This window comes from Leisingera sp. ANG-Vp, assembly GCF_000813725.1.
Lineage (GTDB): Bacteria > Pseudomonadota > Alphaproteobacteria > Rhodobacterales > Rhodobacteraceae > Leisingera.
Window position 1 is genome coordinate 129,666 of record NZ_JWLD01000032.1, and the last position, 10,365, is coordinate 140,030.

Here is a 10,365-nt window from a genome sequence, read left to right on the forward strand (position 1 = left end):
GTTTTGAGTTGGCACGTGTGACTCATGGTTCAATAGCGGGCAGTGTCAACCGGCAGTTTGACGCGCGTCAAAGTCCCGGCAGAAAGCGGCTGCCTTTCAGGGGGCTGACCAGCAGGGCAGCAGGTCGCCGGATTCGGGCCGGGCGTGAAAGACAGCGCGGGCAATGGCGCGGGCCAGGCACAGCGCAGCCGCGTGGCACAGGACGCCCAGCTCCGCCTCCGGCTGGTTCAGCACGCGTGTTCCGGTGCTGGCGGCAAACACCAGGTCGCCATCGCTGGGTGAATGGGCGGGCACGATGGCGCGGCCGATACCGTCATGGGCGGCGGTCGCCAGGCGCAGGCATTGCGCCTTGGACAGCTCCGCATCGGTGGCCACGATGGCAATGGTGGTATTGGCGCGCTCTTCCGGCAGGCCGGCCCCGCCGCTCAATTGTGTCATAGCGGCGATCTTGCGGCTGTCGCGGCTCCGGCCCAGCCCGCCGCTTGGGTCGGGGCCGATACCGCCGAACTCGCCGTCGATTTCAAAGGGGGCGGCCCAGAAGTGTTTGTCGCCGGGGGTGGTCACAGAACCCATCGGGTTGGCTGCCACCAGCGCCCCCACCGTGACGCCGCTCTCCAGCACCAGCGAGGCCGAGCCCAGCCCGCCCTTGAGCATGGCCGTCGTGGCACCTGTTCCCGCACCAGCGGTTCCCAGGCTGAATTCCTTTGCTGCGGCCTCAAACGCAGCCCGCCCCAGGGCGCGGTAGGGGTTTTCGCCCCAGTCTTTTTCGCCGCCGTTCAGCAGGTCGAACAGAATTGCGCCCGGCACCAGCGGCACCCGTGCCGGGCCAACCGGAAAGCCGCGCCCCTTGGCCCTGAGCGCGTCCATCACTCCGGAGCAGGCATCCAGCCCGAAGGCAGAGCCGCCCGAAAGCACCAGCGCGTCGATTTTTGCCACCGATTTGTCCGGCGCCAGCAGATCGGTTTCCCGGGTGCCCGGCGCGCCGCCCATGACGTGCACCGAGGCGGTGAAAGGCTGATCAGCAGTCAGAACCGTGGTGCCGGACTTCAGCGCTTGGTCCTGAGCGTTGCCGGCAAGTATGCCGGGCACATCGGTGATGAGGTTTCTGGGGCCGGGGAGCATGATGGCTGTCCTTTCCAATTGGAAGCGCGCTGGCGCGCGCGGCCTCCGGCGGGAGTATTTGGCGCAAAGAAGAAGGTGCGGGGTCAGATCCGCGGCTTGGGCGCTGCAGTTGCCGGATCGCCGCTGTTCGGCTCTCCTTTGGGTTCAATCAGCAGCACCTTGCATTCCTGTTCGGCGCGGGGGCGGTGGGTGATGCCCTTGGGCACCACAAACAGTTCGCCCTGGCGCACGGTCTGCGGCGGCCGGCCTTCGATGTCCATCACCATTTCACCCTCGAGCACCAGGAAGAAATCATCGGTGCCGGGGTGGACATGAAAGGGAAACTCGCCCTGGAACTTCACCACCATTACGTCGTTGCCGTTGTAGTCCGCCACCACATGCGGGTCCCAGTGGCTGGAAAACATCGCCAGCTTCTCTGCCAGGTTCACGGGTTTCATATGCAGCGGCCTCCGTCCACTTCCATGGCGACGCCGGTCACCATGCCGGCTTCATCTGAACACAGGTAACAGGCGGCATTGCCCATATCCTCTGGTGTGGAAAACCGGCCGATCGGGATGGTCGACAGAAACTGCGCGCGCCGCTCCGGAGTGTCTTCGCCCATGAAGGATTTGAGGAGCGGGGTTTCACCCGCCACCGGATTGATCGCATTGACCCGCACCCCATGCGGGGCGAGTTCGACTGCCATGGTTTTGGTGGCGGTGATCATCCAGCCTTTGGAGGCGTTGTACCAGTTGAGGTTGGGGCGGGGAGAGACGCCCGCAGTGGACGCGACATTCAGGATGGCGCCGGACCGGCGCTCCTTCATTTGCGGCACCAGCGCGCGGGCGGTCAGGTAGACTGACTTCATGTTGACGCCGATCACCCGGTCGAAATCCGCCTCGGTGATCTCTTCCAGCGGGGCGGGCAGATGGGTGACTCCTGCGTTGTTGACCAGAATGTCGAGGTGCCCGAAGGCGTCCAGCGCGGCCTCAGCCATGGCATTGACCGAGGCGCGGTCAGAGACATCCACGGTTTGCGCCAGGGCCTTGCTGCCCAGGCCTGAGGCCATTTCCTCTGCCGCGGCCCCGTTGATGTCTGCGATCATCACCCGGGCACCCTCAGTCAGAAACTTCCGGACGATGCCCGCGCCGAACCCCGAGGCGCCGCCGGTGACGATGGCGGATTTTCCCTCCAGCCGCATGGTTCTCCCTCCCAAATTGTTTGGCGTCAGAATGGGCCGGGCCGGGCGGCGGCGCAATCCCAAGTCAGTCCGGGTCGATCTTACCGCGCGTCGCTTTCAGCTCGCCGCGCTGCTTCTTGGCCTCCAGCCGGCGTTTGACCGAACCGCGGGTGGGTTTGGTGGCGATCCGCCGCTTGGGCGCCACCAGCGCCTTGCGCACCAGTTCGGCCAGGCGTTCGCGCACAATCTCGCGGTTCCTCTGCTGCGAGCGGGTCTCGTCGCATTGCAGGATGATGGCGCCTTCCTTCGTCCAGCGGCGTCCGGCCAGCCGTTTCAGCCGGGATTTGACCGCAGGCGCGAGCGCAGGCGAGCGGGCGGCCTCGAACCGCAGTTCGACGGCAGTGGCCACCTTGTTCACATTCTGCCCGCCGGGGCCCGAGGCGCGCATGAAGCTCTCGGTCATTTCCCAGTCCTGCAGGGTGATTTGGTCGTTGATGCGGATCATGGCTGGTTATTGCAGGGCGGCATTGAAAGCGAAAGGGCCGCTCCCACACGCGGGAACAGCCCTTCGAGATGATAGGAGGTGCACCAGTTAGGTCAGCACCAATTCAAATATCTATACGCGCCAAGGGCTGCCTCGGCCGCACTCCTTCTGAACTGTTCCGGCACTGCTCTCCATAGCTTCTCTAGACAATGGGCACCTCCTTTCTGAATGTTTCGTGTGCCCTCAGCCTGCCACAGATTCGGTTAATGTCAAAACAAAATCATGTGGTATTTGCGGTGAGCTTACGCACGATGATGCGGAAGGGCACAAGAGCGAGGAGTGCGAGGGAAAGTTTCACCAGCCAATCGGCCACGGCAAGGGACACCCAAAGAGGCGCCGCCGGGCCGGTTCCCAGCAAGGGCAGGATCTCGGCGGCCCAGGAGACATCATTTGCGGGCTCCAGCCAGCTGAGCGCACCGGAAAAGGCGATGGAGAAAAACAGGGCAGTGTCGACCGAGGAGCCGATCAGGGTGGAGGCCAGCGGCGCCCGCCACCATTTGCCTTCGCGCAGGGCGGAGAAGACGGCGACATCCAGCATCTGCGCGGTCAGGAAGGCAAGGCCGGAGCCGATGGCGATGCGCAGGGTAACGGCCGGGTAGGTGAAGCCGTCGCCCTCCAGCATGACCTGGGTGCCGATCAGCGAGCAGAGGACGCCTGCGATGAAACCGGCGAAGACGACCTTGCGGGCCGCCGAAGTGCCATAGACCCGGTTCATCACATCGGTGACCAGGAAGGCGATGGGATATGTGAAGGCGCCCCAGGTCAGCCATTGGCCGAACAGGAACTGCACCAGGATGTTGGAGGCCGCAACAACAGCGGCCATGGCAGCAATGCCAGGGATATGCGAGCGGTTCATTGTCGGTTCCGTTTTTTAGACAAGGTCGCGGCGGTTTGTTCCGCGGGAGCGGAAGACCGGCCCTTGTAAGGCGTCTGAACCGTCACTGCAAGGGAAGGGCCGCCCGGGAGGGCTCCCGCCTGCGCCGCCGCAGCCAAAGGCTGAAGCTTGCAGTTGGGCGTGGCGCCGCTGGCGCGGCGCGGGTGCCTGGCTCAGCGGGGCAGGGCGTATTCCACCAGCTCGGTGCGCTGCAGCGGCAGGAAGTTGTCGTCCGATACCATGGTTGCCCGCAGCTCTCCGCCTGCGGTGCGCCAGACCGACAGCCCTTCGAGATTGTCATGGGTGCCGGCCCGGGTTTGCAGCAGAACAGCCTCATTCACCGGGCCCGCAGCGGTGATGTCCCAGCGGCGCAAGCGGCTGCGGAAGCCAAGCAGGGTAAAGTCGCGCTCCAGCAGGTAAAACCGCCCGTCGGGGCCAAAGTCCGCGTCCACCGGCAGAAAGCCTCCCTCGGGCGGCAGGCTGAAGGGCCGGGACCAGCGGCTTCCGTTCCAGCGCCAGACCGGGATCTGCCCGCGCGCGTCCAGCGCCCGCTCCGGCATCGTGTAGAGACGTCCCCGGGAATCAATGGCCAGGGTCTCCAGCGACTTGTTGGGCGGCAGTCTGCGGAAGGCTTTGGGGCGCGGCAGCACCTTGGCGCGGTCCCCGGGGCGCAGGTAGCGTGCCACCCGGGCAGCGCCTTCGAAAGAGATGTAGCGGCTGCCGTCCGCTGCCACGGCGAGGCCTTCGCTGTCCCCGGCCCGGCCTTTCAGCTGTTTGCCGGTAGAGGCCCGAAGCCTGTGTGCAGCTTCTGCGGTGACGCCTGCGATGGTGCCATCACGGCGCTGGACTTTGGTTGTGACCAGTGTGGCGCGGTCGCTGAGAACCGTCATGGCAGTGCCGCCTTCGGTGAGTTTCAACGCTGAAAAACCGCCGAACCAGGGCTGGTTCAGCGTCCAGGTGTAGCTGCCCAGAAACCGTGCCTGCCCGCTGGCGCCGGGCCGGTTTGCAGCATAGGCCGCCGCCGCCAGGCTGGCAGCGGCGGCCAGGGACAGGATCAGTTTGACTGCAGAACGGCGGCGCATTGCTGTGGCAGGTCCGATAAGGTGTAGTCGCGCCGCGGTTTAGGCTTTGGCGCGTTGGGGTCAGCCGGTTTCGGCGGCGGCGGGTTCAGAATGTCATTGACCCAGCGCTGGGCATCGGCGCAGCCGTCGCCCTTGGGCGGAGCAGCCTGGTCAACGCAGCCGCGGGCGCCGCGCGGGCAGGCCAGCCGCACATGGAAATGGTAGTGGTGCCCCCACCAGGGCCGGATCTTGCGCAGCCATTTCCGGCTGCCTTTCTCGTCGTTGCACATCTGCACCTTGGCGCCCGGAAAGACAAAGATCCGCGCCACCCGTTTGTCCTGGGCAGCGGCTTTGAGGATTTCGTGGTGGGCACGGGTCCAGCTGGAATTCACATAGGCGCCCTTGGCCCGGCGCATGGAAATTGAGGAGATGTTCTCGCGGGCGCTGCGGCTGAGGTTCAGCCGGTCCGGCGGGCGCATCCAGATGTCGATATCGAGGCCGATCTGGTGGCTGCGGTGGCCAGACAGCATCGGCCCGCCGCGCGGCTGGCTGATGTCCCCGATGTAAAGCCCTTTCCAGCCCGGCTGGGTGGCGGCAAAGCGGCTGAGATCCTTGACGAAATCAACCGCCTCCGGGTGGCCCCAATTGCGGTTGCGGCTGAGCCGCATCGCCTGCCAGGTGGGGCCGGTCTCGGGCAGCTGCTCGGCGCCGGCCACGCAGCCCTTGGCATAGGAACCAAAGGGCGCAGGGCGCTGCTGCGAGGCGCTGGGCTTGGCCCCGAACAGCGCCTTGGCGGGGGTCTGTGCGCTTGCCGGAACTGATAACCCAGCAACCGCGAAACATATGGCAAGGAACAGTCTCAATCCTGATCTCCTTCTGCTTGAACCCAGAACAACAGTATCAATCCGATCAGAAACAGCGCGATGACCGGGGTGATCCCCAGCCGGGCGCTGCCGGTCACGGTGGTCGCAACGCCGATCAGCATTGGCGCCAAAAAGGCGGTGGCGCGGCCGGACAGGCCGTAAAGGCCAAAGCTCTCGGTGGCATTGGCGGGGCTGGTGTGGCGCACCATCAGGCTGCGGCTGGCCGATTGCAGGATGCCGCCAAAGCCTCCGATCAGCACACCGCAGCCAAAGAACACCGCATCGGGCAGGCCTGATCCCTCGGCCAGAGCGATGCCGAAGATCTGCTCGCGCGACATGGAAACGATGACCAGGCAGACAAGGGTCAGGATCAGGATCGAGGCGATGATCACCGGCTTGGGCCCCAAGCGCCGGTCTGCCTTGCCGCCCAGCCAGCTGAACACCGTGGCGGCAAAGGCTGCAACGATGCCGAAGACGCCGATCAGGGTGATCTCCCAGCCCAGCACCAGCTTGGCGTAGACGCCGCCGAAACCGTATAGCCCGTTCAGCGCGTCGCGGTAAAACATGGCAGAACCGAGGTAGCTGGCCAGGCTCAGCCGGTGGCGCAGGCCCGAGACCAGCTTGACCACTTTCTGCCAGGCCTTGCCCAGGCTTGCCTTGCGCCCGGTTGCGCCGCGGTCCTTCACCCACAGGAAGTAGGGTATCATGAAGATTGCAAACCAGCCGGCAACAAAGGGGCCGACAGCGCGGGTGCCTTCGCGCGCTTCAGCGTCAAGGCCAAAGGCAGGGCTGAGGCCGATCAGGGTCTTGCCGTTTCCCTGCTCGACAAACAAAAGCAGCATGATGAACAATGACAGCACGCCACCGAGGTAGCCGAAGGCAAATCCTGAGCCTGAGATGTCGCCCACGTCTTCGCGGCTGGCCAGTGTCGGAAGCTGTGCGTTGACGAAGATCAGCGCAAACTCGGCACCGATGAAGCCAAAGCCGAAGCTGACCAGCATCCACCACAGGTTGGAACCGTCCGGGTCCATGTACCACAGTCCCCAGGCACCGATCAGATACATTAGCGAGAACATCATGATCCAGGGCAGCCGCTTGCCGGTGATATCCGCGAGCGCCCCAAGGAACGGCGCGCCAAAGCCGATGATCAGCCCGGTTACTGTCAGGCACATCGACCAGATGGTCTGCGCCTGCGCCTTGGCGGCCTCATCCTCCAGCCCCTGCCCCATGAAATACTCCGCTGCCACAGCGGCAAAGAACGGGCTGAAGACAAAGGTCACAAGCAGTGTCTGATACGGCTGGCTGGCCCAGTCGAAGAACCACCACCCCCAGATGCGCTTGCGCGTGGATATCTGCTGCATACCCGGCCTCTTGTTATAGTTGCTTCAGGTATGACAGGCGGGCAGGGGCCTAGGCAAGCCCGTCCTGCATCGGCGGCCAGGGGCGGCCGGCATCCGCTTGGCACCAGTTCCGGATCCATTCGGGCAATTCAGGCGAAGCCGCTGCATCATGCCCTAGCGCCTCCAGCACCCGCGCAGGCGGCACGATGCCGCTGCGGTCCGTCACAGCCGTGCGCAGCATCACATGGCTGGCGCACTCGCCGCTTTTCTTCCAGATGGATTGCTCGACATAGATAAACTTATCATCCCATCCGGCCGCGCGGCTGCGCATCTCGAACTTCTCGAAACCGCGAATGCGGCGGCGGTAGCGGACTGAGGATCCTGCCACCGTCAGCCCCCAGCGGTTCTGCCGCAGGGCTTTGATCAGCCCCACCCGCTGGGCCAGCATGGTGCGCCCCAGATCATAAAGCGTCATGGTGCGGCCGTTGTTCAGCTCCATCCACATGTCCAGATCCCAGGGCCAGCAGATGTGGCGGGAGACATGCAGGCCGGTGATCGGCAGCGGCGCCATCCGGCTGGCCAGAACGGTATCCTTGATCAGGCGGACAATCGGGTACATGGGCACGGGCTCCTTGCTGCGCATCTGCCGTCGATGTGCCCGTGATGCCACCCGTTTACAGCACGTCAACCGCAACCTCGCGGAAGCCTTGCGTATTTCCTGCAGGCTGCTTACCTGTGAGGCTGTTCGAAAAAGGGAAATACAGATGGTCTCGCTGTTCCAAATCCTGATGCTGATCCTGGACATCGTCTGGTTCTTCATCATTGCCCATGTGATCATGAGCTGGCTGATCAACTTCCAGGTGCTGAACCTGCACCAGCAGCTGGTGGCGCAGATCTGGTATATGCTGAACCGGATCCTGGAACCGCTCTACGCCCCGGTGCGCCGGCTGATGCCCAATATGGGCGGCATCGATCTGGCGCCGCTGGTTGTGCTGATCGCCGTCTACGCCGTGCGCATCATTCTGGTGAACAATATTTCGGCCTTCTACTGATCTGAAAATCAGGCCTTTTTGTCTTGGGCCCGGCGGCACCCGCCGGGCTTTTGCTTTGCGGCCCTTGCCGCCCGATTCCTCATGTGGGATTGTGTCTGCAAAGACGAGCAGACCACCACTTTGAGGCCCCTAGCCCCCATGACAGCCCCGGCATCACAGGCTGAGTTGACTCCGTCAGAACTCTCTGGCGCGTCCCCGGTTCTGCGTGAGATATTCGGTTTTGACGCTTTCCGCCCCGGGCAGGAGGAGATCGTCGACGCGGTGACTGCCGGGGAAAACGTGCTGGCGATCATGCCAACCGGCGGCGGCAAGTCACTGTGCTATCAGCTGCCTGCGCTATTGCGGGACGGCATTACCGTTGTGATTTCCCCTCTTATCGCGCTTATGCGCGACCAGGTTCGCGCCCTGCAGGAGGCTGGTGTCAACGCAGGCGCTCTGACCTCAGGCAACACGGACGAAGAAACCGAAATGGTCTGGGAGGCGATTGAGGCGGGCCGCCTGAAACTCCTCTACATGGCGCCCGAACGCCTCGCCTCCGGCGCCGCCATGGGCATGCTGCGCCGCATCGGTGTCAGCCTGATTGCAGTGGACGAGGCGCATTGCGTCAGCCAATGGGGCCATGACTTCCGCCCCGACTACCTGCGCATCGGCGAATTGCGCCAGGCTCTGGACGTGCCGCTGGCGGCCTTTACGGCCACCGCCGACCAGGAAACCCGGGAAGAGATTGTCCAGAAGCTGTTCGACGGCGACGCCCCCCGCAGCTTCCTGCGCGGTTTTGACCGGCCCAACATCCACCTGGCCTTCGGCGCCAAGGACAGCCCGCGCCGCCAGATCCTGGAGTTCGCCGCCGCCCGCAAAGGGCAGTCCGGCATCGTCTACTGCGGTACCCGCGCCAAGACCGAAGCGCTCTCGGCCGCGCTGCGCGAGGCGGGCCACAGCGCCTGTTTCTACCACGGCGGCATGGACCCGGAGGACCGCCGCTTTGTCGAGACCCGCTTTGCCCGCGAAGACGGGTTGATCGTGGTTGCAACGGTGGCCTTTGGCATGGGCATCGACAAGCCCGACATCCGCTGGGTCGCCCACGCCGACCTGCCCAAAAGCATTGAGGCCTATTACCAGGAAATCGGCCGTGGGGGCCGCGACGGCGCACCTGCGGAAACCCTCACCCTGTTCGGCCCCGACGACATCCGCCTGCGCCGCTCGCAGATCGACGAGGGACTGGCGCCGCCGGAACGCCGGGCTGCCGATCATGCCCGGCTGAATGCGCTGCTGGGGCTGGCCGAGGCCCTGCACTGCCGCCGCCAGAAACTGCTTGGCTACTTCGGCGAGACGGCAGAGCCTTGCGGAAATTGCGACCTTTGCGACACGCCTGCGGATGTGTTCGATGGCACCACTGCGGTGCGCAAGGCGCTGTCGGCGGTGCTCAGAACCGAGGAATGGTTCGGCTCCGGCCACCTGATCGACATCCTGTTGGGCAATGAAACCGAGCGGGTGCAGGCACGCCGCCATGATCAGCTCTCGGTTTTCGGCTGCGGCAAGGAATACAGCAAGCGGGAATGGCAGGCGGTGTTCCGGCAAATGATGGGGCACGACCTCTTGCGCCCTGACCCCGAACGCCATGGCGCGCTGCGCTTCACCGAGGCTGCCCAGCCGGTGCTGCGCGGCGAGCAGCAGATCAGCTTGCGCAAGGACACCATCCGCAAGGCCGACCGCCGCCCGGCGGTGAAAGCGCTGGTTTCGGAAGAAGATGCGCCGCTGCTGTCAGCCCTGAAGGCCAAGCGCCGGGCGCTGGCAGAGGCGCAGAAAGTGCCGGCCTATGTGATCTTCCCCGACCGTACCCTGATAGAGATGGCAGAAAACCGCCCGGAAACGCTCGACCAGATGGCGCGTATCAACGGGGTCGGCGCTAAAAAACTTGAACGCTACGGCGATGATTTTCTCGGCGTGATCACCGGTGCCGCTGAACAGCTGCACCCGGCACGGCGCAAGCTGGCGGGCCGTGAAGCGGGATCTGTCTATGACGCGCTCCTTGAAGTGCAGGCGCAGCTCGCACGCGGAGACTGCGGCACGCTGAAGCCCTTGACGTGCTCAGCCTCGCTGCTGGCCAAGGTTGCCCAGATGCGCAGCGATGACGAGACCGGCATCACAAGGCTGTTAGGGGAGCGCCGCGCCGAACGTTTCGCCCAGGCGTTTCTGGACGTCCTGCGCGGCGCGGGCTAGGGTCGCGCCAAGAAATCAGGCCAAGAAATCTAGGGGGCAGATATGCTGGTAGTGACCTCTCCGGCCAAGAAGCTGGACTGGGCAGAGCGGGATCAGGAGATGACCTGGCCGCAGCTGCATGACGAGGCGG

Annotated in this window: 11 protein-coding genes and 1 pseudogene; 3 read left to right on the top strand and 9 right to left on the bottom strand. The window is 64.5% G+C overall.

All coding sequences use genetic code 11. The annotated features are described in order from the left end of the window. Positions 1 to 96: 96 nt before the first annotated feature. The 9 genes from RA20_RS11775 to RA20_RS11815 all read right to left on the bottom strand — a co-directional run bounded on the left by RA20_RS11775 (position 97) and on the right by RA20_RS11815 (position 7,582). Positions 97 to 1,122: a P1 family peptidase gene (locus RA20_RS11775; RefSeq protein ID WP_039128593.1), complete on the bottom strand. Its 1,026-nt coding sequence runs from the start codon at positions 1,120 to 1,122 to the stop codon at positions 97 to 99. Positions 1,123 to 1,205: 83 nt separating this feature from the next. Beyond that, positions 1,206 to 1,559, bottom strand: coding sequence for a cupin domain-containing protein (locus tag RA20_RS11780; protein WP_039128596.1), 354 nt, complete (start codon positions 1,557 to 1,559; stop codon positions 1,206 to 1,208). Further along, the gene (locus RA20_RS11785; protein ID WP_039128599.1) at positions 1,556 to 2,302 is read right to left on the bottom strand and encodes an SDR family oxidoreductase; all 747 of its coding nucleotides are present in this window, start codon (positions 2,300 to 2,302) and stop codon (positions 1,556 to 1,558) included. The genes RA20_RS11780 and RA20_RS11785 overlap by 4 nt, the downstream gene beginning before the upstream one ends. Before the next feature lie 64 nt (positions 2,303 to 2,366). Further along, a complete protein-coding gene (gene arfB / locus RA20_RS11790) occupies positions 2,367 to 2,786 on the bottom strand; it encodes an alternative ribosome rescue aminoacyl-tRNA hydrolase ArfB (protein WP_039128601.1) in 420 nt (139 codons plus the stop codon). Positions 2,787 to 3,045: 259 nt separating this feature from the next. Further along, positions 3,046 to 3,681, bottom strand: a complete 636-nt coding sequence (locus RA20_RS11795) for a queuosine precursor transporter (RefSeq protein WP_039128603.1) — start codon at positions 3,679 to 3,681, stop codon at positions 3,046 to 3,048. Between the two features lie 191 nt (positions 3,682 to 3,872). After that, the gene (locus tag RA20_RS11800) at positions 3,873 to 4,781 is read right to left on the bottom strand and encodes an esterase-like activity of phytase family protein (protein ID WP_039128606.1); all 909 of its coding nucleotides are present in this window, start codon (positions 4,779 to 4,781) and stop codon (positions 3,873 to 3,875) included. Next, positions 4,754 to 5,623: a penicillin-insensitive murein endopeptidase gene (gene mepA / locus RA20_RS11805; RefSeq protein WP_039128608.1), complete on the bottom strand. Its 870-nt coding sequence runs from the start codon at positions 5,621 to 5,623 to the stop codon at positions 4,754 to 4,756. Before mepA ends, RA20_RS11800 begins: the two co-directional genes overlap by 28 nt. Continuing rightward, positions 5,620 to 6,984: an MFS transporter gene (locus tag RA20_RS11810; protein WP_039128611.1), complete on the bottom strand. Its 1,365-nt coding sequence runs from the start codon at positions 6,982 to 6,984 to the stop codon at positions 5,620 to 5,622. The genes mepA and RA20_RS11810 overlap by 4 nt, the downstream gene beginning before the upstream one ends. Positions 6,985 to 7,033: 49 nt before the next feature. Further along, positions 7,034 to 7,582: an acyl-CoA thioesterase gene (locus tag RA20_RS11815; protein ID WP_039128673.1), complete on the bottom strand. Its 549-nt coding sequence runs from the start codon at positions 7,580 to 7,582 to the stop codon at positions 7,034 to 7,036. A 145-nt stretch (positions 7,583 to 7,727) separates the two neighbouring features. Here RA20_RS11815 and RA20_RS11820 point away from each other — a divergent pair, with 145 nt between their 5' ends. From RA20_RS11820 to RA20_RS26150, 3 genes and pseudogenes are all read left to right on the top strand, one after another. After that, entirely contained in the window at positions 7,728 to 8,015 is a 288-nt protein-coding gene (locus RA20_RS11820) for a YggT family protein (protein ID WP_039128614.1), read from the top strand. A 138-nt stretch (positions 8,016 to 8,153) separates the two neighbouring features. After that, positions 8,154 to 10,235: a DNA helicase RecQ gene (gene recQ, locus RA20_RS11825; RefSeq protein ID WP_052248976.1), complete on the top strand. Its 2,082-nt coding sequence runs from the start codon at positions 8,154 to 8,156 to the stop codon at positions 10,233 to 10,235. A 42-nt stretch (positions 10,236 to 10,277) separates the two neighbouring features. Then, positions 10,278 to 10,365 (top strand): annotated as a pseudogene (locus RA20_RS26150) (YaaA family protein); the annotation flags it as partial.

What these genes read in the sequence shown, in the direction of transcription:
- RA20_RS11775 (WP_039128593.1), bottom strand. Translation starts at nt 1,122, where the DNA reads ATGCTCCCCGGCCCCAGAAACCTCATCACCGATGTGCCCGGCATACTT.
- RA20_RS11810 (WP_039128611.1), bottom strand. Translation starts at nt 6,984, where the DNA reads ATGCAGCAGATATCCACGCGCAAGCGCATCTGGGGGTGGTGGTTCTTC.
- RA20_RS11795 (WP_039128603.1), bottom strand. Translation starts at nt 3,681, where the DNA reads ATGAACCGCTCGCATATCCCTGGCATTGCTGCCATGGCCGCTGTTGTT.
- RA20_RS11815 (WP_039128673.1), bottom strand. Translation starts at nt 7,582, where the DNA reads ATGTACCCGATTGTCCGCCTGATCAAGGATACCGTTCTGGCCAGCCGG.
- recQ (WP_052248976.1), top strand. Translation starts at nt 8,154, where the DNA reads ATGACAGCCCCGGCATCACAGGCTGAGTTGACTCCGTCAGAACTCTCT.
- RA20_RS11785 (WP_039128599.1), bottom strand. Translation starts at nt 2,302, where the DNA reads ATGCGGCTGGAGGGAAAATCCGCCATCGTCACCGGCGGCGCCTCGGGG.
- arfB (WP_039128601.1), bottom strand. Translation starts at nt 2,786, where the DNA reads ATGATCCGCATCAACGACCAAATCACCCTGCAGGACTGGGAAATGACC.
- RA20_RS11820 (WP_039128614.1), top strand. Translation starts at nt 7,728, where the DNA reads ATGGTCTCGCTGTTCCAAATCCTGATGCTGATCCTGGACATCGTCTGG.
- RA20_RS11780 (WP_039128596.1), bottom strand. Translation starts at nt 1,559, where the DNA reads ATGAAACCCGTGAACCTGGCAGAGAAGCTGGCGATGTTTTCCAGCCAC.
- RA20_RS11800 (WP_039128606.1), bottom strand. Translation starts at nt 4,781, where the DNA reads ATGCGCCGCCGTTCTGCAGTCAAACTGATCCTGTCCCTGGCCGCCGCT.